At 58.2% G+C, this 22,110-nt stretch carries 13 protein-coding genes; 4 read left to right on the forward strand and 9 right to left on the reverse strand.

Features of this window, described 5'->3' with window-relative positions:
• Positions 1-34: 34 nt before the first annotated feature.
• The 3 genes from glgB to G6L01_RS20275 are packed head-to-tail and all read right to left on the reverse strand — an operon-like array spanning position 35 to position 8,804.
• A complete protein-coding gene (gene glgB / locus G6L01_RS20265) occupies positions 35-2,242 on the reverse strand; it encodes a 1,4-alpha-glucan branching protein GlgB (RefSeq protein WP_070165386.1) in 2,208 nt (735 codons plus the stop codon).
• Positions 2,239-5,544, reverse strand: coding sequence for a maltose alpha-D-glucosyltransferase (treS, locus tag G6L01_RS20270; RefSeq protein ID WP_070165387.1), 3,306 nt, complete (start codon positions 5,542-5,544; stop codon positions 2,239-2,241). Before treS ends, glgB begins: the two co-directional genes overlap by 4 nt.
• A gap of 11 nt (positions 5,545-5,555) precedes the next feature.
• On the reverse strand, positions 5,556-8,804 hold the full coding sequence (locus G6L01_RS20275; protein ID WP_070165388.1) for an alpha-1,4-glucan--maltose-1-phosphate maltosyltransferase: 3,249 nt from the start codon (positions 8,802-8,804) through the stop codon (positions 5,556-5,558).
• A 280-nt stretch (positions 8,805-9,084) separates the two neighbouring features.
• On the opposite strand from G6L01_RS20275, the gene malQ reads away from it, so the two are divergent.
• A complete protein-coding gene (gene malQ, locus G6L01_RS20280) occupies positions 9,085-10,917 on the forward strand; it encodes a 4-alpha-glucanotransferase (protein ID WP_234891871.1) in 1,833 nt (610 codons plus the stop codon).
• A 424-nt stretch (positions 10,918-11,341) separates the two neighbouring features.
• A complete protein-coding gene (locus G6L01_RS20285) occupies positions 11,342-11,554 on the forward strand; it encodes a cold-shock protein (RefSeq protein ID WP_012653910.1) in 213 nt (70 codons plus the stop codon).
• 128 nt (positions 11,555-11,682) lie between these two features.
• Here G6L01_RS20285 and dusA read toward each other — a convergent pair whose 3' ends face one another.
• From dusA to G6L01_RS20305, 4 genes are all read right to left on the reverse strand, one after another.
• Positions 11,683-12,708 (reverse strand): tRNA dihydrouridine(20/20a) synthase DusA, encoded by a 1,026-nt coding sequence (gene dusA, locus G6L01_RS20290; protein ID WP_070165390.1) that lies wholly within the window; start codon positions 12,706-12,708, stop codon positions 11,683-11,685.
• Positions 12,692-12,871: a hypothetical protein gene (locus tag G6L01_RS20295; protein WP_070165391.1), complete on the reverse strand. Its 180-nt coding sequence runs from the start codon at positions 12,869-12,871 to the stop codon at positions 12,692-12,694. The genes dusA and G6L01_RS20295 overlap by 17 nt, the downstream gene beginning before the upstream one ends.
• 355 nt (positions 12,872-13,226) lie before the next feature.
• Complete coding sequence (locus tag G6L01_RS20300) at positions 13,227-14,327, reverse strand: Gfo/Idh/MocA family protein (protein WP_070165392.1); 1,101 nt, start codon at positions 14,325-14,327, stop codon at positions 13,227-13,229.
• Positions 14,324-15,109, reverse strand: a complete 786-nt coding sequence (locus G6L01_RS20305) for a ThuA domain-containing protein (RefSeq protein ID WP_070165393.1) — start codon at positions 15,107-15,109, stop codon at positions 14,324-14,326. Before G6L01_RS20305 ends, G6L01_RS20300 begins: the two co-directional genes overlap by 4 nt.
• Positions 15,110-15,430: 321 nt before the next feature.
• Between G6L01_RS20305 and G6L01_RS20310 the strand changes: the two genes are divergently transcribed.
• On the forward strand, positions 15,431-16,144 hold the full coding sequence (locus G6L01_RS20310; protein ID WP_070165394.1) for a GntR family transcriptional regulator: 714 nt from the start codon (positions 15,431-15,433) through the stop codon (positions 16,142-16,144).
• A 144-nt stretch (positions 16,145-16,288) separates the two neighbouring features.
• A complete protein-coding gene (locus tag G6L01_RS20315) occupies positions 16,289-17,230 on the forward strand; it encodes a dihydrodipicolinate synthase family protein (protein ID WP_070165395.1) in 942 nt (313 codons plus the stop codon).
• A gap of 28 nt (positions 17,231-17,258) precedes the next feature.
• Here G6L01_RS20315 and G6L01_RS20320 read toward each other — a convergent pair whose 3' ends face one another.
• Positions 17,259-20,327, reverse strand: a complete 3,069-nt coding sequence (locus G6L01_RS20320) for an alpha-mannosidase (RefSeq protein WP_070165396.1) — start codon at positions 20,325-20,327, stop codon at positions 17,259-17,261.
• 65 nt (positions 20,328-20,392) lie between these two features.
• On the reverse strand, positions 20,393-21,658 hold the full coding sequence (locus G6L01_RS20325) for a Gfo/Idh/MocA family protein (RefSeq protein WP_070165397.1): 1,266 nt from the start codon (positions 21,656-21,658) through the stop codon (positions 20,393-20,395).
• Between the last annotated feature and the right edge of the window lie 452 nt (positions 21,659-22,110).

The following is a 22,110-nucleotide window of genomic DNA, read 5'->3' on the forward strand; positions in this document are numbered from 1 at the left end:
GCTGCAAACGGAGGCAAATGTCGGAATCGGACCACTAGGCCACCCATTTCAGATAGAGTGTCGCCAGCGGTGGCAGGGCGAGGTTTATCGAAAATTCCCTGCCATTGGCCGGGATCTGCTCCGCTGAAACGTCACCCTTGCCTTGCCCCGATCCTCCAAATTCACTGGCATCGCTGTTGAGGATTTCCGTCCAGCGACCCTGCCTCGGCACGCCAACGCGGTAGTCATGGCGCAACATCGGGGTGAAATTTGAGATCGCCAGAATGCAGCTCTCATGGTTTTCGTCATAGCGCAGCATGGCGATGACCGAGTTTTCGGCATCGTCGGCAATCGCCCATTCAAAACCGGCAGGGTCGAGATCACTGAATTGCAGAGCTTTTTCCTGCTGATACAGCCCGTTCAGCTTGGCGACCAAAGTCTGGATACCAGCATGACCCGGTCGGTCCATCAAATCCCAGGAGATCGATTGATCATGGTTCCACTCGATGTCCTGGCCGATCTCGCAGCCCATAAACACCAGTTTCTTGCCGGGATGCGCCCACATGAACCCATAATAGGCCCGCAGATTCGCTAGCTTCTGCCAGTGATCGCCGGGCATTTTACCCAGCAACGAGCCTTTGCCATGCACAACTTCATCATGGGAAAGCGGCAGCACAAACCGCTCGGAATATTGATAGACCATGCTGAAGGTCATCGTGCCGTGATGATATTTGCGATAGACCGGATCTTCTTCAATATAGGACAGGCTGTCATGCATCCAACCCATGTTCCATTTGAAATCGAAGCCCAGGCCGCCGTCTTCCGGGGATTTGGTCACGCCCGGCCAGGCGGTTGATTCCTCGGCAATCATTAGTGCATGCGGGCAGCGGCTGTGAACAACGCTGTTCAGATGCTTGAAGAACTCGACGGATTCGAGGTTTTCCCGGCCGCCGAATTGGTTGGGAATCCATTCGCCGTCATTGCGGCTATAGTCGCGGTAGAGCATCGAGGCGACGGCATCGACCCGCAGCCCGTCGATATGGAAATGCTCGAGCCACTCGAAGGCGCTGGCAATCAGAAAGCCCTTCACCTCCTTGCGACCGAGATTGTAGATCAGCGTGTTCCAATCCCGATGAAAGCCTTCGCGCGGATCTTCATGCTCATAAAGCGCACTACCATCAAAGCGCGCCAGACCCCAGACATCAGTCGGAAAATGGGCAGGCACCCAATCGAGAAGGACGCCGACACCGCTGGCGTGGCAACGGTCGATGAAATAGGCCAAATCCTCTGGAGTGCCGTAGCGTCCCGTAGGTGAAAACAGTCCGAGCGGCTGATAACCCCAGGAGCCGCCAAACGGATGTTCGGTGATCGGCAGCAATTCGATATGGGTGAAATTCATGGATTTGACGTAAGGCACCAGCCTCTGGCTCAGTTCCACCCAGTCGAGCCAGCGATTGCCATCTTCGGCGATCCGCAGCCACGAGCCGAGATGCACTTCATAGATCGAGATCGGCTCGCGCGCGGCAGAATCGGCGTTCTGCCGTGTCATCCAGGCCTGGTCCGTCCAGGCAAACGGCGTGTTTGACGCGACGATGGAGGCCGTTCCCGGTGCCGCTTCGCTGGCCTTGGCGACCGGGTCGGCCTTTTGCGGCAGCACATTGCCTTGCGCGTCGATCAATTCATATTTGTAGCGCTCGCCGGGGCTGAGACCCGGAACGAACAATTCCCAGATACCACCGGCTTGGCGCAGGCGCATCGGGTTGCGTCGCCCATCCCAGGAATTGAAGTCACCCACCACCGAGACGCGCTGTGCGGTTGGCGCCCAGACGGCAAAGCCAACCCCTGATACCCCATCCATCTCTCTCGGGTTGGCGCCCAATGTGCGGGCGAGATCATAATGGGTGGCCTCGGCGATCAGATGCAGGTCCATATCGCCCAGCAGCAGGCCGAAGGCATAGGGGTCTTCGGCAATCTGCACCGCATCAGGCCATTCGATCCGAAACCGGTAGTGTGAGGAGGAGCGAAGCTCTCCCGCAAACAAGCCGCCCGGATGCACCAGATTCAGCCGGCCCACCGGGGCACTGCTGTTTCTGTCGAGCATTTCCACGCCGAGCGCACCCGGAAAGATTGCCCGGACCACCGTTTCCCCATCCGCCCGATGTGGTCCAAGGATGGAAAAGGGATCGCCGTGCCTGCCGTCGATCAGGGCTTGAATCGCCTGGGCATCGATGCCGGATAGCAAGTCGCTCGTGGCAATCGTCATAGGGAAGTCTCCGTCAGCCGTTCGGCAATGTCGGCAAAGCCAGCGAGTGGAATGGCGATCCAGCCTGGCCGGTTGCTGGCTTCATAGCCGATTTCATAGGCGGCCTTTTCCAGCAGGAACAGGTCGAGAATCCTGCGGCGCTGTTCGGGGTCCATCGCCAGTGTGGGCTCTCCGTCCACTGCCGCGAAATAGCTTTCGAGGAAGTGCGTCTCGGCCTTCTTGCGAAAGGCTTCGATCAGCGCGGCTCTTGCTGCACTGTCGCCCTGGACGACGATCTCGCGGCCCGTATCGGCGGAAGCAGCAAGATAGCTCAGCGAGCGGATCAGTCCTGCCACGTCGCGCAGCGGATTGGTCTTTGCCCGCCGTTCGGCGAGCGGGCGGGCCGGTTCACCTTCGAAATCGATGATATAGACATCGTCTTCGGCAATCAGGATCTGGCCGAGATGGAAATCGCCGTGGTTGCGGATCATCAGCGTGTCCTTGGCAACGCTGGCCAGCGTACCGACCGCGCTCAAGATCTGCTCCCGGCGGTCCGCCAGCATGGTGCTGACCCTGTTGGTTTCAGTGTCGAGACCATCACTGTCGCTGCCACGAGCAATCGCAGACACTCTGTCCAGGCAGTCGGCAACGCGGGCCATGACCGAGCGCGCCCAAACGGACACGTCCTCATCACGCATTGCGACTGGCGCGAACGCCGGGTCGTCTGTTGGCTTGGCCAGTGCCACATGCAGTTCACCAAGCCGTTTGCCGATCACAGCGGCTTGATTGAACAGCGGGTTGAACCGCTCTTGCTCGGCATCGTCATCCTGACCGGCAACCATGCTCTGTTCGAGCGTCTGTCTGAGCGTGTCGAGCATCCAGGTCCAGGCATCGCCCTGGTTGCGGATGGCGCCCTGGATGATGATCAATGTCGAGCGCTCATCTTCAGGTGAAACCCTGACGACCTCTCCCAGCAGCGGGGCCGTGTTGGCATAGCCAAGCCGCGTCAGGTGGCGGGTCATTTCCACTTCCGGGTGGATGCCCTGATGGATGTGACGAATGAGTTTGATCATCGCCATGTCGCCGATGATCAACGAGCTGTTGGATTGTTCAGCCGAGAGCCATTTGACCTGCATGTCTTCAGACAGGTCCATGCCGTCGAGCTGCTCGGTGCCGATGAAATCGATGGAACCGCTCTTGCTGGAAATGCTGGAGCGTTCGCACAACGCCTTGATGACGCCACGCGCCATGCTTTGCATGGCAAAGCCATCCGTCAGGAAGCCAACCCGGCGTCCTTTACGCACTCTTGCAAAGGCCAGCTGCTGGGCAAGCGCATGGGGTGTCTCATCGTCCCAGGCGATGGCGAACGGTAGAAAATACCGTTCAACACGATCTTCCAGCTCGGTTTCCAACTCACCCAGCAGCAGGTCATTGCCGAAGGGCATTGGAATGGTCGAGATCAGCGAGGCGCGTTTCACCCTTTCGCCCTTGGAGGCAAACCAGCGGCGCTTGGCAAGATAGGAAGGCAGGATTTCACGCGAAATCGTGTCTTGAATATTAGGCTCGTCCAGCAATTGGGCAAGTTCGCGCCGCATGACGATGGTGACGAAATCCGGCAATTGCTCCGGTGGCTCGGTGCGCCAGACCGGCCCATCCGCATCCGTCTCGCCTGAGAGCTTGAACCAGAAGAAACCATAGGGGGGCAGGGTCAGGAGGTAGGTCAGCTGGCCGATCGGGGGAAAGGCCGACATGCCGGTCAGCTCAATGGGAATACGCTTTTCGAATTCGGCCAGATCCAGCTCGACCGCCTGCGGCAGACGCGACAGATTGGCGACGCACAGCAGCACTTCGCCCTCATATTCGCGCAGATAGGCGATGATCTTGCGGTTGGCCGGTGACAGGAACCGCAATGTACCACGTCCGAACGCCGTAAATTTGCGCCGAAGCGCCAGCATGTGACGGCTCCAGTTCAGCAGCGAATGGGCGTCAGCCGACTGTGCCTCGACATTGACCGCTTCATAGCCATAGAGAGGGTCCATCAGCGGCGGCAGCACCAAGCGGGCCGGGTCGGCGCGGGAAAATCCGCCATTGCGATCCGGCGACCATTGCATCGGTGTGCGCACCCCGTCACGGTCGCCGAGATAGATGTTGTCGCCCATGCCGATCTCGTCGCCGTAATAGATCACCGGCGTGCCGCGCATTGACAGAAGCAGCGCGTTCATCAGCTCGATGCGGCGGCGGTCACGCTCCATCAGCGGTGCGAGGCGCCTGCGGATGCCGAGATTGATCCGCGCCCGACGGTCAGCGGCATAGGTGTTCCACAAATAGTCCCGCTCGGCGTCGGTGACCATTTCCAACGTCAGTTCGTCGTGATTGCGCAGGAAAATCGCCCATTGGCAATTATCGGGAATCTCCGGTGTCTGGCGCATGATGTCGGTGATCGGAAAACGATCCTCCTTGGCAATCGCCATATACATGCGCGGCATCAGCGGGAAGTGGAAGGCCATATGGCATTCGTCACCCTCGCCGAAATATTCCTGGGTATCTTCAGGCCATTGATTGGCCTCGGCGAGCAGCATCTTACCAGGATGGCCTTCGTCCATTGCCGCCCGGATCTTCTTCAGGATCGCATGGGTTTCCGGCAGGTTTTCGTTATTGGTGCCTTCGCGCTCAACCAGATAGGGAATGGCGTCGAGCCGGAAGGCATCGATGCCGGTATCGAGCCAGAACCGCATGACCGTGATCAACTCGTCCAGCACAGCCGGATTGTCGAAGTTGAGGTCCGGCTGGTGGGAGTAGAAGCGGTGCCAGTAATAGGCGCCAGCCACCGGGTCCCAGGTCCAGTTGGACTTTTCCGTATCGAGAAAGATGATCCGGGTTTCCGGAAACTTCTGGTCGGTCTCCGACCAGACATAGAAATCCCGTTCCGGCGAACCAGCGGGCGCATTGCGGGCTCGCTCAAACCAGGGATGCTGATCGGATGTATGGTTGATCACCAATTCGATGATGACGCGCATGTCACGGGCATGGGCGGCATCCACGAAGGCGCGGAAATCGTCCATCGTGCCATAGTCCGGGCTGACATTGCCGTAATCGGCAATGTCATAGCCATCATCGCGCCGGGGCGAGGGAAAGAACGGCAAAACCCAGATGGCGGTAATGCCAAGCGAGGCGATATGGTCGAGCTTTTCCGTCAAACCCTTGAAGTCGCCGATCCCATCGCCATTGCCATCGTAAAAGGACTTGATGTGCAATTGATAGATAATTGCATCCTTATACCAAAGCGGGTCCGTCTCGGCCTGCTGCTGCTGTTGTTGTTCCATCGGAAATCTCCTCACCTGACGCGGTAAATGCTGAACGGCAGGACATGCGGGTTAAAACCGACCGTCTGCCATTTGCCTGTCCACGTGAATTTTCTCATTGTCACCAGATCCTCGAGCGCGAGACTGCCGCTATCGGGCAGGCCCCAGCGCCACAAAGGCAGCTCGACTGTGCTGGTCTGGTCGCTGTGCGGGTCGAGGCTGACTGCCACGAGCAGAACGTTTTCGCGGCCCGGACTGGCCTTTTCGAAAAACATCACCTGGTCGTTGGAAGAGGGCAGCAGCGTCAGGCCGAGATGGGAGTGAAGCGCCGCATTTTCGGTGCGAATGCGGTTCAGCATGGTAATCTCGGCAATGATATTGCCGGGCCGGTCCCAGTCCCAGGCGGTAATCTCGTATTTTTCGCTGTCGGCATATTCCTTGCGCTTGGCGTCGGGCCTGCCTTCGCACAGTTCAAAACCGTTATAGACGCCCCAAAGCCCGGAAAGCGTCGCAGCCAGACCCGCCCGGATCAGATAGGCCGAGCGCGGCGCGTTTTGCAGAAAATCCGGGTTGATGTCATGGGTGTTGACGAAGAAATGTGGCCTGAAGAATTCCTTCGGTGCCTGGGTCGTCAGTTCGAGCATATATTGCTCAAGCTCCCAACGCAGATTGCGCCAGGTGAAATAGGTATAGGATTGCGAAAAGCCGATCTTGGCCAGCCTGTACATCACCTTCGGCTTGGTAAAGGCTTCCGACAGGAAGACCACCTCCGGGTGACGGGCGCGGATATCGCCGATCAGCCACTCCCAAAACGGAAATGGCTTGGTGTGCGGGTTATCGACACGAAACAGTTTGACCCCTTCGCCTACCCACATCTCGACAATGTCGCGCAAGGCCTGCCAAAGCGCGGGAACAGCGTCCTTGGCGTAGAAATCGACGTTGACGATATCCTCGTATTTTTTCGGTGGATTTTCCGCATAGCGGATCGTGCCATCCGGGCGCCAGTCGAACCAGCCGGGATGCTGCGTCAGCCATGGGTGATCGGGTGAGGCCTGGATGGCGAGATCAAGCGCGATTTCCAGCCCCTCATCGCGGGCCGCAGCGACCAGAGTTCTGAAATCCTCGAATGTGCCGAGCTGTGGATGGATGGCATCATGGCCGCCATCGGGAGAGCCAATGGCGTAGGGGCTACCGGGATCGTTCGGCCCTGCCTTCAGGCTATTGTTGCGGCCCTTGCGGTTGGTCGTGCCAATGGGATGGATCGGCGGGAAATAGACCACATCGAAACCCATGGCACGAATGGCGGGCAAGCGCTTGACGACATCGGCGAATGTGCCGTGACGGTCTGGATCGCCGCTTTGGGAGCGGGGGAAAATCTGGTACCAGCTGGCAAAACCCGCCTCCAACCGTTCCGCATCGACGGGAAGGGGCTGCGAGCGCAAGCGGAAGGGCCTCGCATCGGCACGGTCCATCAATGCAAACGTATCGGCTTGCAGCAACAGATCGGCGCGTTGCTGTTCCGGGGTCTGTTCCAGGCGGGCGATCAACTGTTCGAGGTCTGAAGCCAGTTGGCTATCGGCTCTTGCCAAAGCCTGGCGCACAAGGGCGATGCCCTCCTGCAATTCCAGCTTCAGATCCAGCCTTGCCTCGTGTTTCTTGGAAAGCTCGTAATGAAAAATCGCAAATGGATTGCGCCAGGCCTCGACGATAAATTCATGCCGTCCGAGCCGTGACACTGAAAATTCACCCCGCCACCGGTCGTTTTCGATCAGTTCCATGCGGACTTCGCTCCAGTCATCCCTATCGCAGGGCCGCCAGAGCACGGCGGCAGAAAGCGGGTCATGACCATCCCCAAAAATATCGGCCTCAACCGTGATCCGGTCGCCGACAACGCGCTTGATGGGGAAACGCCCTTCATCCACGCAAGGCTGGATATTTTCAATCGCCAGACGGGCTGAGGCCGCGGCATCGCTTGCCGTTGTTTTGGGCTCAAACACGATGGCATCGGCCCGTGCGCCGGTGAGCAAGCAAAGCCCGCCCGGGCCGATTTTCCCTGTCTCCAGAATCGCGGACGGCGCTTGGCCCGGGTCGAGCGTCAGCGGCAGGAAGCCCGAGGCGAGTTCGTGAAGCGCATGGAGCGGTAGGGTCGCTGATGTGCGCAGATCGCGATTGAAGGCGACGATCCGAATGCCCTGCGACGACCGAAGGTCTTCCCGGTCGGATTGCACCAGGGCGCAGGCTGGTGAGCCGGCTTTGGCGACGATCCGCAAGGGTTTTCCGAGAAAAACCTGCCGTTGTCCGGCTTGATCGTTGAGGGCGCGAATGTTGGCGGAAAGATCGAAGCTGCCCTGATCCTTCAGGCCCCTGATACCTTGACCATCGCCATGCGTCGGATCGAGCGGGGTGCTCACCCCGAATTCGAAACCCATCGGCACCATCAATGGACCGAAGGCGGCGGCAAGGTGAAGGGCGCGGATAGCCTTTCGCTCCGTGATCTCACGGCTTTCCATGCCATGGGCGATCCGACGGGCAAAAGGGGCTTCGGGAAAGGCAATCTGAATGCCGAGGGCGCGTTGCAGCGCGTATTCCTCGGCAAACCACGGTTCATCGAGATTCCACCAGGCAAAGGATGAGAAACAGCCGTCAAAGCCTGTGCCTTGCAAGGCGCGCCGCGCCTCAAAACTCGTCCCCGGCGTCCAGGCGAAGAACCGTGCCGATGGACCGGCTGTGATCAGGTCTCGCCAGAAGGATGAAGGTGCGGCATCGATGCCAATACAGCGGAAACCAGCCACGCCCGCAGCGGTAAACTGTGCAATACGCGCACGCCATTCACCCAGCAGATGGGTTGTTTCATCGCTGCTGGTGAAATCGACGGGGCGGCTGCCGGAATGAAAGGGCGAAATCCTTGGATCGGCAATCTGTCCAGGTGGCGTTTCTGTCGCAACCCGGTCAATCACCAGATCCAGCATAAAGTCCAGGCCATGCGCCCGGGCAGCCTTGGTCAGCTCTCCCAGGCACTCATCGCTGCTGCCTGGGAGATCAAGGGCCGGGTCGAATGTGTCGAAGGATTTGGATATGAACAGGCTCGCACCCGCTGCACGCGCAAATGGCGGCGCACTGAGGACTGTATCGAAGCCCAGTCCACGCACATGCTCAAACAGGGTGTTCCAGTCCGCCATGCCTTTCAGCAGCAGCGGATGGATATAATAGATCTTTGGCGCGCTGGACGAGACCGTTTCCCTGATGATGTCTTGTTGTTCGGCAGCATGTGATTGCGTCATCGTCCACCCGCATAATTTGTTTACCAAGGCCAAACACCTCACGCGGCAGGTGGTTCCATTCAATAAAACATATGCCGTTGAGAGTGCAGGCGAAGGGCGGGGGGAAGCCCTTTGCAGGCGTTGGTTGAAACGCTTTGCTGCTCCGGCAATGACAATCGTTGCCGATGGATGGAACCGTACCCTTGAGGATGGGTTGGTGGTGTGACTGCCCACATCGCGACGCTGTCTGCGGCACGGCCTCTGCCGCAGACAGCGTCTATCGCTCAGGATGGACCCGATCATGACGTCAATAATCAGCAGACTTGCCAAGAGACATGGGATCAACCTCGCCAGACCGGGAATAGAACAGGCGGAAGTTCCAATTTCAGACGCCACAAAACGTCGGCTGTTGGCGGCTCTCAACGTGGAGGCGGGTGAGCCTGGCCGCAGCTATCTGCCCGATTGCCTTGCTCGGGATCGTGTTTGGGGCTTCAGCCTGCAACTTTATGAACTGCGATCAGTGCGCAATTGGGGGATCGGCGATTTTGCCGATTTGCAGAGCATGGTGATGCTTGCCGCCAATCAGGGGGCCGATTTTATCGGGCTTAACCCGTTGCACGCGCCTTTTCTGGCGGACCCTGCCCGGTGCAGTCCTTATGAGCCATCCAACCGGCGCTTTCTCAACCCGCTTTACATCGCCGTCGATCTGGTGCCGGGTTTTCACCCGGATATGGCCGACAGCGAGACGCTAGAGGCTTTGCGGCGATCCAAACTCGTTGATTACAAGGCGGTTGCCGGTGTGAAGCTTGAGGTGCTGCGGCGGATCTGGGACGGTTCGAGACGGTTGGAGCGAAATGACGATCAGGACAGAGCCGATTTCAGGCGGTTCTGCGATGAAAGCGGTGATGCTTTGCAAAATCATGCTCTCTTTGAGGCTTTATCCCGATTCATGAGCGGAGGTGGGCATGGGGCGGGCTGGATGGCCTGGCCTGCGGAGTATCAGGATATCGATCATCCCTCCGTTCGGGCCTTCCGTAGCCAGAATGCCGAAGAGATCGCGTTTCATGTCTGGCTTCAATGGGTCGCGCACCGACAGCTTGAGACGGTTGCAGCGCAAGCGCACAAAGCGGGCTTGAGGATCGGTCTTTACCTCGACCTTGCGGTCGGCGAAGCGTTGGATGGCTCGGCGACCTGGAGCGAACCGGACATCTATCTGCGCGGCGCCAGCATTGGCAGCCCGCCCGATCCCTGGGCGGTGAATGGCCAGGATTGGCGGCTGGCCGCCTTGCAGCCGGCCTTGATCGCCTTTTCCCGCCGGTCGCCCTATCGTCAGATGATCGATGTAGCGATGCGCTATGCGGGTGCAGTGCGGATCGATCATGCCGCCGCTATTCAGCGATTGTTCCTGGTGCCAGCCGATAGGGGGCCGGAGGAGGGGGCCTATGTCGATTATCCCGCCCGCGAGATCCAGGGCGTGATTGCTGAAGCCTCCTTGCGCAACCAATGCCTGGTCATCGGCGAGGATCTCGGTCTGGTGCCATCGGGACTACGCCAGCAGATGGCGGATGCCAATCTCCTGTCCTATCGCATCCTGTCTTATGAAAGAGACAAACGCGGTTTTATCGCGCCGGATAAATATCCGGCTATGGCGCTTGCCTGCGTCTCGACCCACGACCACCAGACGCTGGCGGGATGGTGGCGCGGTGCCGATATAGAAGCGCGCGCGGCACATGGTCTGGTGCCGGAAGCGGCAAGCGAGCAAGAGCAAACCTCCCGCATACAGGAACGTGCCGACCTGCTGCGGGCCTTTAAGTCGGCAGGGATAGAGTTGCACGATCATGGTGTCGAACAGCCGGATCTGCATGAGCGCGTCGTGGCCGCCTATCGGTTTATGGCGAAAACAGCCTCCATGCTGGTCTCTGTCCGGCTTGCCGATCTCACTGACGAGGAAAGCCCGACCAATATTCCGGGAACCAGCAGCAGTTATCCGAACTGGCAGCCGAAGCTTTCGGTCTCCTGTGAAGACCTCACCCGGTTCAGCCTTTTTAATCGGATTGTTGAAGCGATGAGGCAGGAAAGACCCAAATCAAAATTCGGCAGCAAGAATTTGGCTGGAGAAGAAAGTGGCCAATGACTTTCCCGAAAACAAAGATTCTCGGACCAGTCGACATTTATCAGCAGGAGCCCGGATTTGACTTGAATTTATGCCCCTAGATTTTGAGGGATTAATCCTTCGGTGCCGAATGTGACACCGATGAAAACCGCTATTCCCGAGGGTATTTAAGCAGAAAAAACGCATAAATGCTTGCCGCTTTGGCCGCTTTCCTGTAGATAATTCCCCGTTCGGGTATTTATGATCCCGGAGACTGGACTGATTGTATCTCCGCGCTTAATCTTCTGGATTGCTCGGCTTTGGGGGCTTAACCTCCGCTGGTAGACGTCTTTTCCCCGTTATCGCGACTTACCGACCTGTCTCTTCGCGAAGGGACGATGCATGCTTCGTCCGGCCGCCGCCGGGCGTGGCGAAACTAAAAACTCAAGGGATAAGGACTTCTCCCATGGCCATCAAGGGCACCGTAAAATTCTTCAATCAGGACAAGGGCTTCGGCTTCATCACCCCAGAAGGCGGCGCGAAGGACGTTTTCGTTCACATTTCCGCTCTCCAGGCTGCTGGCATCCAGACGCTTCGTGATGGCCAGGAAGTTACCTTCGACACCGAAGCTGACCGCATGGGCAAGGGCCCGAAGGCTGTAAACATCCGCGCTGCGTGATTGTTTCGCCTCCGTCCTTCACGGCGGATGACTTTGAACGGCGTTCCGCAAGGAGCGCCGTTTTTCGTTTATTGCGTCTGGTTTTCATTCCTTCGATGAGGCCTGTGTAAAAAATCCGAGGTGAGACTTCAAGCGGCTCGCACAGGACCGGCATCGATATCCACGGCTGCAAAGGCGGCCGCGATGACATCGGGGCCAGCACCCGGTTTGGGTGCGTCTGCCGAAAGGATCTGGCGAAAGCGCCGCGCTCCGGCATAGCCCTGAAACAGCCCGACCATATGGCGGGTCAGATGCACCAGACGTCCTCCCTCGGCGATATGGCGGGCGGCATAGTCCATCATCGCATCGCGAACGAGGTCCATGCTGAAAGTCTTGACGGGTTCGCCATAAATGCGTGTGTCGACTTCGGTCAGCATCGTGGCATTGTTATAGGCGGCTCGTCCGACCATGACGCCATCCATGACCTGCAAATGCGCGCTGGCCTGATCCAGATCGGTAATACCACCATTAATCCCAAGAAACAGATCCGGGTTTTCCTGCTTCATCAGGTGAACCAGTGGATAATCCAGTGGCGGAATGTCCCTGTTTTCCTTCGGGCTAAGTCCTTGAAGCCAGGCCTTGCGTGCATGAATCCACAGGGCGTCCGCACCCGCGCCGATCATCCGCTTGATGAAATCCGGCAGAACGTCACCCGGCTCCTGGTCGTCGACGCCGATCCGGCATTTGACGGTGACGGGAACGGTGGAAACGGCCTTCATTGCCTGGATGCAGGCCTCGACGGTTTGCGGTTCGCGCATCAGGCAGGCGCCGAAGGTTCCGGCCTGGACCCTGTCCGATGGACAGCCGACATTTAGGTTGATTTCGTCATAGCCCCAGTCATTGGCAATCCGCACGGCTTCCGCCAGCTTATGCGGATCGGAGCCACCAAGTTGCAATGCCAGCGGGTGTTCGCTGGCGTCAAAAGCCAGCAGGCGATCCCGCTTGCCATGCAGAATGGCATCAGCGACGATCATTTCCGTATAAAGCAGCGCATGGCGGGTCAGCAAACGGTGGAACCGTCGGCAGAATGTATCCGTCCAGTCGATCATCGGGGCAACAGCGAAGACTTTACGGGATTGATAGCCGAGTTTCAGCGGCTCAAGCGGCTGTTGCATCTTTACACGCTCTCTGTATGAAGTGGTAAAGCAGAAGATCGACTTCCAGAAGATGCTGAACGCGGCTGATTTTTCTCAGCACATCGGCCAGTTGATGGATGGTCTCCACGGGTGGCTTCATCTGCACCACATTTTCCGGCACGCCCAGGCTGGCCGCAATCAATTTGGGGTAGCTGGTATCGTCCTGACCGGGGTCGAAAACTGTAAATTGCGACAGAGAATCGAGGGCCTAGAGCCCGAGCGCCATCAACGTAAACCCACGGCAAGATTTCGGTTTCCCTGTCCTCGTCATTTATCCGGACGCGAATGCAGGGTTTCGTGGAAAAGCCGTCAGGGACTATATAGCCCTGTATCTCCGCTCCAGTATCTTGGTAAACGCAGAAATTCATTTATCTACGGGCATCTCTCGTTGTGACGACACTCTATAAGAGCCAATTTTAATTCCGTCCAGCCTTACTCGGCAGGCTGGACGTGAGGATCGGCGTGACGTCGTCATAAAAGCAAGGCAGTCATGCCGGTCAACCCGATGATACCGCAGCCAGCGACGGTGCCGCTTCGAAACGGCGAACGGAATGCTCGCGCCGCTCCAACTCGGTCACCATGGCCAGATCCAGCACTTTTTGCAGGTCTGCCGCATGTCGGAAGTCCGGTTCGCGGGTTTTACCTTCCAGTACTGCGGCAACGAAGCGTTGGTAATTGGTGGCAACGGTGCCGGCATCCAGTTCCGTCCAGATGCCTTTTTCCACATCGTCGCCCATGCAGGCGCGCAATGTATTGCCGGTCGGGGTGTGGGTCACCTCCAAGGCTCCCTTGTCGCCATGCATGCGCAGGCGCAATTCGTTGAGATGGCCAGTTGCCCAGCGCGAGGCATGCACAACACCAATGGCGCCATTGCTGAATTCCGCCGTCATGGTGAAACTGTCATTGGCATCGAGATCGTAATCGCCAATCCGGTTGCCCGGCGCTTTCTCGAATGTCTTCAACCGGGCGAAAATATGCTCGACATCGGTTGCCGCGCCATAGCTGGCGAAATCGAGAATGTGGATACCGACATCGCCGAGCACCCCGTTCGAACCGTGCTTGGTGGACAGCCGCCAGAGCCATTGATCCTCGGTGGCCCAGTCGCCCCAGGCCTTGGAGACCAGCCAGCTTTGCAGATAGGAAGCCTCGATATGGCGGACCTTGCCAATCTCTCCAGCCTGAACAAGCTGTCGGGCCTTCTGCACTGGCGCGACATTGCGATAGGTCAGGTTGACCATGTTGACCAGCCCGGCTGCATTGGCCTTTCGGGCCATCTCGTCGGCTTTTTCAAAGCTTTCCGCCAGCGGCTTTTCGCAGAATACATGCTTGCCCGCCGCGATCAATTGCAATGTCGTCGGGTAATGTACCCGGTCGGGCGTAACATTGGCGACGGCATCAAACTCACCCCAGGCAAGCGCGTCGTCCAGCGAGGTGAATGTATTGGCGATATCATGGCGCAGCGCAAAGCCACGCACCTTGGCGATATCGACATCGACGGCGCCGACCAGTTGCGCATCGCTATTGGTGGCGAACTCGATGGCATGACGGTTCGCCATGCCGCCGGTGCCGAGAATGAGAATACGGACGGGTTTGTTCATCGATATCCGGCCTCCCCGGCCTTATGCAATTTCGGACCCCGTTCCTGGATCGGCTCGAGAGCCTGATCGACCGACACATTCGGGGCGTCATGAATGGATTTCAGCGCCGGGCGGGGATTATACGCCCATTTCACCGCGTTGGAGATCACCTGTTGTATCGTTTCGTTATGGTAGGTCGGGTAGGTTTCGTGGCCGGGACGGAAGTAGAAAATGTTGCCGGCACCGCGCCGCCAGGTCAGGCCGGAGCGAAAAATCTCTCCGCCGGAAAACCAGGAGATGAACACGGTTTCCAGTGGCTCTGGTACGGAAAAGAACTCGCCGTACATTTCCTCATTTTCCAGCACGAATTGTTCGGGTATGCCCGCCGCGATCGGATGGCCGGGATTGACGGTCCAGACCCGCTCGCGTTCACCGGCTTCACGCCATTTCAAGGCGCAGGGCGTGCCCATCAGCCGTTTGAACGGCTTGGCGAAATGGCCGGAATGCAGGACGATCAGGCCCATGCCTTCTTGGACGCGGGCGACAACCCGCTCGACGATCTCATCACGGACGCTGCCGTGATCCTTGTGGCCCCACCAGATCAGCACGTCGGTCTGCTCCAGGCGCTCGGCGCTCAGGCCATGCTCGGGCTCCTGCAAGGTTGCGGTCGTGGCCTCGATGTCACTATCCCGGTTCAAAGCCTTGGCGATGGCTGTATGCATGCCTTCAGGATAAAGATTTCCCACCACTTCATTGAGGTGCTCATGAATATTCTCACCCCAGACAACCGTCTTGATCGTCACGCGCTTCTCCTATCGGTTGAAATTTCCATCCGTGAAAAATCCGCAGCCTGATGGCTGCAAGCCCCCGTTTATCCGTCGCCGGCTTCCCTTGGTGCCGTTTCCCCCTGTGACACCTCATCCAAGCCCAAATCATCAACGATAAGGCACCGAATATATTGACGCATCTTAGTGCGAAGCTTGGCAATTTCGAGACGATGAGATGTCCCGTTCCTCCAGAAAGTTGGATGCCAGATCGTCAAATCAAGTGGGACAAATGCAATTCGGGCTTTTTTCGGCGAAAATGATAGATTGAGTGAATCAGCAGCAATCGGGAACAGGCTCTTGGACGATAAAACGGTCGACGCGGAAAAACCAATCCACAGGCGTGGCTATGGGGTCTCGACAGTCTATGAGACCTTGCGCAACGAGATCATCGAACTGACGCTGGCGCCCGGCAGTCCTGTCGATGAGCAGCAATTGTCCGACCGCTTTTCCCTGTCGCGCACGCCGATCCGCGAAGCCCTGGTGCGGCTTGCCGCCGAAGGCCTGATCACCACGCTGACCAACCGCGCCACCATCGTCTCTTCCATCGACTTTCTGGGCCTTTCGGAATTTTTCGATGCACTGACCTTGATGTACCGGGTAACGACACGGCTTGCCGCGCTCAATCACACGCCTGATCATATCGAACAGATCCGCCGGTTTCAGGAGGTTTTCGCGCAGGCGGTCGAAAGGCGCGATGTGCTGGCGATGATCGCCAGCAATCGGGATTTCCACGTTGCCATCGCACGAGCGGGCAAGAACCGTTATTATGAGGATCTGTTCACGCGATTGCTGGATGAGGGGCGCCGGATTCTCCGGCTCTATTATTCCTCCTTCAACGATGTGCTGCCACGGCAATATGTCACCGAGCATGAAGATATGATCCAGGCAATCATCGAGCGCGATGCCGAGCGCTCCGATGCACTGGCCACCGCCCATGCGGACCAGATCGTGCGGCAGATCCGCTCCTATATCACCGCCGATGGCCGCCAGACCGCAAATCTCAAGCTTTGATCCGAAGCCGATATCAAGACGAGAAGGGTTTTTACGGGCTCGTACTTTGTATTTTATTTGTCGACAGGACGTCATGAAAATGGTAGTTCGCTTCCATTGGCTATGGACCGCGCCCTTTGCCTGCGGTCAATCTGGGAGAGTTCAATGACCCAACTGGTTTTCAAGGGATGCATTCCCGCTTTGATGACGCCTTGCAAGGCGGACCGAACCCCCGATTTCGACGGGCTGGTTCGCAAGGGCAAAGAGCTTGTCGGTCTCGGCATGTCGGGCGTGGTCTATTGCGGATCGATGGGGGACTGGCCGCTGCTGAGCGATGACGAGCGCCAGGAAGGCGTGCGCCGGCTGGTTGACGCCGGTGTGCCGACCGTGGTTGGAACCGGCGCGATCAACACCCGCTCAGCCGTCAGCCACGCCGCCCATGCGGCGAAAGTCGGGGCAAGTGGCTTGATGGTGATCCCTCGGGTCCTATCGCGCGGGTCTTCGATTGCGGCCCAGCGCGACCATTTCTCCGCTGTTCTGGAGGCGGGCAAGGATTTGCCCTCGGTGATCTATAACAGCCCCTATTACGGCTTTGCGACGCGCGCCGACCTGTTCTTCCAGCTGCGCGCCCGCTTTTCCAACCTGATCGGGTTCAAGGAATTCGGTGGCAAGGGTGACATGACCTATGCGGCCGAAAACATCACCTCCGGCGATGACGGACTGATCCTGATGGTCGGCGTCGATACCGGCGTCTATCACGGCTTCGTCAATTGCGGCGCGGCTGGCGCGATCACCGGGATCGGCAATGCTTTGCCAAGAGAGGTTCTGCACCTGTTGGCTCTCTGCAAAGAGGCGGCCACGGGCGACCCGCGGGCCCGCCGCGAAGCCAAGGAGTTAGAAGAGGCGCTGATGGTGCTTTCGACCTATGACGAAGGCCCGGACCTGGTGCTGCACTATAAATATCTCATGGTCCTGAATGGCGAGACCGAATATACGCTGCATTTCAACGAGACCGACGCATTGAGTTCTTCGCAGCGCGCCCATCTGGAAAATCAGTATACGCTGTTCAAGTCCTGGTACGAAGCCCGCTACCCGAGCCAGCGGTGATCGTTGTTTTAGAGTTTGAAGCAGCACCCTATTTGTAGAGCTTCAGCGTCAGTATTTCGAAGGGCTGGAAGGCAAGATCCAGCCCTTTTTCATTGATGTCTACCGCCAACGGATTTTCCTCGAGCAGATCGACAAGGGCTGCCTGGGTGATCCCGTTGCCGAGTTTAATTCGGGCGTGACGCTGGCTTCCTGTGGTTTCCCAGAGGCGGACGATATAGCCATCACCTGCCTCTGCCTGCTTCACCGCTTCTAGCGTAATGCCATCTGTTTCTATCGACAGCAGTGGCGGCGCTTGATCTCCTGATGCGACATTAGCCTGTCCGGTCGCGACGATCTGCAAGGGCATGTTGAAATTCTCGGCGGCCTCATGCACCACGGCCTTGTCGCCATTATGCAGCAGCAAGGCGTAGCGCAGGCGATGCCCGCCCTGATCGGCATCCGGCCAGGGATAGGTCGGTGAGCGCAACAGGGTCAGGCGAATATCGCTGCCCTTTGCGTCATAGCCATATTTGCAATCGTTGAGGAAGGCGATGCCGAAATCCGGTTCGCTCACATCGATCCAGCGCTGCATGGAGCATTCGAACCGGGCGCGGTCCCAGGATGTGTTGCGATGCGTGGCGCGGCGGACATGACCGAACTGGATTTCCGCATCAATTGACGCGGTGTTGAGCGCCATCGGGAAGCCGGTTTTGACCAGCGTATTGTGCTCATGCCAGTCGATGAACGTATCGAAGTCCAGCTTGCTGCTGTCGGCTTCCAGCGAAACGACCTGAATAATACGCGAGGCCTCATAGCGCCATTCGAACCGGATTGCAGCGCGCAAAGGCCCGGTTTCGACGATCTCGGCGCTGACGAGATCATCGATCTCGAAACTCTGGTCTTCGAAATCCGCATCGATATCCCAGGCGTCATATTCCGCAGGCATGTCGCGGAAGGCCTGGAGGCCATTGGCTGTGTGGCCGGGCTTGAAGACATGGCGGTCTCTCGCCTTGTCATGCAGCGACAGGATGCGACCTTTGGGGTCGAACACCACATCCAGAAAGCGGTTGGCAAGCCGAAATGGTTCTACCTCAACAGCACCGGGCGGTGTCGGGCCACAGGGCAGGGCGGCGGACAGGGACAGCGGCGGCACGGTTTCCAGCCGGACGGCGTGGGTTTTCGATCCATCCGCCAGAACCAGGGTTTGACCCGAGGCATGAGGTTGATGGGTCAGAGCCAGACCGGCGCGATGGCGACCGGTCACATTCAACACGGCATCGCTGCCATGGGTTGGCAACAGCGCCAGGAGTTCGGCGCGCAGGCTTTCAGCCTCGGCAAATAGCCTGGCGTAATCGCGGTCACTGTCTTCATAGACAGCACCGATCGATGATCCCGGCAGGATATCGTGGAACTGGTTGAGCATGACGATATCCCAAAGGTCGCGCAATTGCCGGGTGGGATAGGCATGGCCTGCCTGCCGCTCCGCCATCACCGCCAGCGTCTCCAACTCCCGCAGTGCGATTTCGGCCTTGCGGTTAAAGCGTTTGTTCTTGGCAACGGAGGTCAGCGTGCCACGATGGAATTCCAGGTAAAGCTCACCGACCCAGACGGGGTATTGATCCGGATGGGCCTGCATCTCGGCAATCAGCCGCTCGAAGAAAGGCCGCATCTGCCCGTGCTCCACCTTCGGGCAGCCGGGTATGCCGCGCTCCATCCGGCGGATATTATGAAGCATTTCCCGGGTTGGGCCGCCGCCGCCATCGCCATGGCCATAGACCAGGAACAGTTCCTTGCCCAGCCGCTGCTGGCCGTGGCGTTTCCAGGTTCCCATCACATGGGTCGGCTTCAGATTGGGGCAATAGGTGGTGTTGATCAGCTTGGAATCATAGGGCTGGGTGGTGAGGAAATAGGCGACCACCTTGCTGCCATCAATGCCCTGCCAGAACAGCTTGTCGTCAGGCATCCGGTTGGTGTCGTTCCAGGACAGTTTATGGGTGACGAAACTGTCGAGGCCTGATTTGCGCATCAATTGCGGTAGTGCTGCCGAATAGCCGAATGTGTCCGGCAACCAGACCATGCGCGGCTCGACGCCAAAGGTTTTGCGATGATAGGCGACGCCATAGAGGATATGGCGCACCAGCGCCTCGCCACCGGCAATATTGACGTCAGGCTCCAGCCAGAGCGCCCCTTCAATTTCAAACCGCCCGGTCGTCACATGGTTGCGGATGCGCTCGAATAATTGCGGATAGTCGTCAGCCAGATACTCCAGCAACACGCATTGGTTATACATGAAGCGGTAGTCGGGAAATTCCTCCATCAGGGCAAGGGCGGTCGCCATGGAGCGCGCCATCTTTTGCCGGGTTTCCCGCACCCGCCAGAGCCAGGCGACATCGATATGGGTATGGCCGGTTGCCACTACGACCGGCTTTTCCTCGAAATCAACGGCATTGTAGATGGCCGCCGTGATGGCCCGTGCCGTGGCAAGTGAGGTCTGGAACCTGTTCTCATTACTCTTTCGAAAATCCACGGCGTTGATGGCGTCGTCCAGGGTGCGCAATATGAAATGGCGGCGCGGATCGTCTTCTGCCAGCAGGCGGGCCACGTCCAGTGGCACGCGCATGTCGTAATAGGCCTCTTCAACTTCGAGGTCATGGCGATGCAGGCTGACGGCAAAGCCGAGTTGCCGCCGATCCTCAATCGTGCCCGCCTCGATCAGAATGTCGAAACTCTGACCGGCATGGGCCGATGGTGTCAGCAGGAATTCACGGTGGTTTGCATCGCCGCCCTGGGTGATTGTTCCATCGATCCGCACCAGGCATTGCGGATCGCTGCGGCCCATGACATTGCCAAACGCCGCCTCGATGCGCCCTATGATCCGCTGCCCATCCACGCCCTTTGGCAGGGTAGCCTTGCCGCCGAACCAGTAATAGCCATCCGGCTCGCCCCAGATATGGTCCGGTGTCACCATGGCCCAATGCTCGCGGCTTTCGCTGAGCACGCTGGCACGCTCGTCATAATGCGCCGCCCGAAACCGCAGCGGCACCGACACGCCGAGTGGCTGGAAGATAAGGTCGGCCAATCGGGCGAGCAGGCTATCGAGCTTTCGTATGGTTTTCATGGCGGCGTCTGTATCCGATGTTGTTCTGCTGGCCTGAGGCGTGCGGTGCCTTTGTCCTATCGATTTTAAACCGTCTGCTCCAGAAGGCCGATCCCTTCATCCTCACCCCAGACATCGGCAACAGCGACGGGCTTGCCGCTGCGGCTGCTTTCCAGGGCGGCGATCCCGCAGAGAACCGACATGGCCCCGGCTCTTGCCCCGGCGCGCTGGCGCAATTCGTCGTTCATGCCGGGTTTCAGCAACATATTGCGCAGCCGGTCATCGCCGCCGTAATGGCCGCCGGAGGAATGTGGCACCCAGATGCGCTCCACCTCGCCGAAATTGCGCATCAGCACGATTTCATCGGCAGGCGGCTCTGTCCATGGCTGTTTTTCATATTGGCGAAGCTCGATACGCCCCTTGTGGCCATTGAAGGCAATATGGTGGCCCTCGATGGGCATATAGGTGTTGAGGGAATAGGAGACGTGGACGCCGTTCTTGTAGCGGATATTGGTGACCATGGTGTCGGGAATGTCGATATCCTCCCGGTAGACGCAGGCATCGCGCACATAGCCATCCTCCTTGGAGGGCGCTTCGTAAAGCGCTTCCAGCAGGGGCTCTTTGCGCATGTCGAAATAATGATCGCATTGCTGCGCATGGGGACAGGTGCGACAGCGCTCGCCGCGAAACGGCCCGTTGCGTCCGTAATGCTTCAGATCGGCAAAGGCGGACACCAGATCCGGGTCCGAATCGAGATACCAGTTCAGGAGATCGAAATGGTGGGTGGCCTTGTGGACGAACAGGCTGCCGGAATTCTCCGTATAAGCATGCCAGCGGCGGAAGTAGTCGGCCCCATGGCTGGTGTTGAGATACCAGTGGAAATCGACAGAGGTGACATCGCCGATGACGCCTGAATTCAGCAATTCCTTGATACGCGCTGCGGTCGGCGCAAAACGGTAGTTGAAGGAGATATCCAGCCGCCGTCCGGTGCGTTTTTCGGCTTGCAGAATGCGCTTGATCTTGGCGGCGGTCGTGGTCATCGGCTTTTCGCTGATCACGTCAGCACCAGCTTCCATGGCCTTGACGATCAACTCGTCATGGGTGCTGTCACGGGTACAGACAATGACCAGATCAGGCTTTTCAACGGCCAGCATCTGGTCGAAATCCAGGTAGATCGGCACCGAGGAGCCGATATGGGCTTGCGACTGTTCGGCGCGCATTCCGTTCAGGTCGCAGATTGCCACCAGCTCGACCTGATCGCCCCAGCGTTCGACAATATCGCGCCCCCACATGGTCGTTCCCCGGTGACCTGCGCCGACCAGGGCAAAGCGTCTCTTGCGTATGACTTGCATGCCATCCTCCTTGGCTACAGCCTTGGTGTCCTGCAGGCGCTATCACGCCGTCTCCGGCGGACAGGGCGCCCACAAACCTCCTCCATGGGCTGCGTGGTTGTTCAAGACTCAATCATTGTGCCAGGGCCGGTTTTCTGCACGAGAGTGCCGAGCAATCCGGCGCGCAAAATACCCTCCAAGGGCTGGTGCGCCCCTGTCCGCCTCCACTCTTTTGGTGATGATGCAAAATCATTTCCTTCGACCTGACTTAACTGCTATGCTAGCATATCATTTGTCGTTGTCATGCTGAGATTGTTTGCCTGCATGAAATTTTCACGGCTTGACAGGCGATGGAAACATCGACAATTTGGAGAGGAAAGGCCGATGTTTCGGGAGAAATCGGCAGATTAGGGAACGTATATAAGTTGAGGTTATGAAAATTTTTTCATTTCCTTGCGGGTTGCCAGATGACC

The organism is Agrobacterium vitis (assembly GCF_013337045.2).
GTDB lineage: Bacteria > Pseudomonadota > Alphaproteobacteria > Rhizobiales > Rhizobiaceae > Allorhizobium > Allorhizobium vitis_B.

Excerpts from the sequence above, each read along its gene's own strand:
- glgB (WP_070165386.1), bottom strand. The coding sequence starts at position 2,242 with ATGACGATTGCCACGAGCGACTTGCTATCCGGCATCGATGCCCAGGCG.
- treS (WP_070165387.1), bottom strand. The coding sequence starts at position 5,544 with ATGGAACAACAACAGCAGCAGCAGGCCGAGACGGACCCGCTTTGGTAT.
- G6L01_RS20275 (WP_070165388.1), bottom strand. The coding sequence starts at position 8,804 with ATGACGCAATCACATGCTGCCGAACAACAAGACATCATCAGGGAAACG.
- malQ (WP_234891871.1), top strand. The coding sequence starts at position 9,085 with ATGACGTCAATAATCAGCAGACTTGCCAAGAGACATGGGATCAACCTC.
- G6L01_RS20285 (WP_012653910.1), top strand. The coding sequence starts at position 11,342 with ATGGCCATCAAGGGCACCGTAAAATTCTTCAATCAGGACAAGGGCTTC.
- dusA (WP_070165390.1), bottom strand. The coding sequence starts at position 12,708 with ATGCAACAGCCGCTTGAGCCGCTGAAACTCGGCTATCAATCCCGTAAA.
- G6L01_RS20300 (WP_070165392.1), bottom strand. The coding sequence starts at position 14,327 with ATGAACAAACCCGTCCGTATTCTCATTCTCGGCACCGGCGGCATGGCG.
- G6L01_RS20315 (WP_070165395.1), top strand. The coding sequence starts at position 16,289 with ATGACCCAACTGGTTTTCAAGGGATGCATTCCCGCTTTGATGACGCCT.
- G6L01_RS20320 (WP_070165396.1), bottom strand. The coding sequence starts at position 20,327 with ATGAAAACCATACGAAAGCTCGATAGCCTGCTCGCCCGATTGGCCGAC.
- G6L01_RS20325 (WP_070165397.1), bottom strand. The coding sequence starts at position 21,658 with ATGCAAGTCATACGCAAGAGACGCTTTGCCCTGGTCGGCGCAGGTCAC.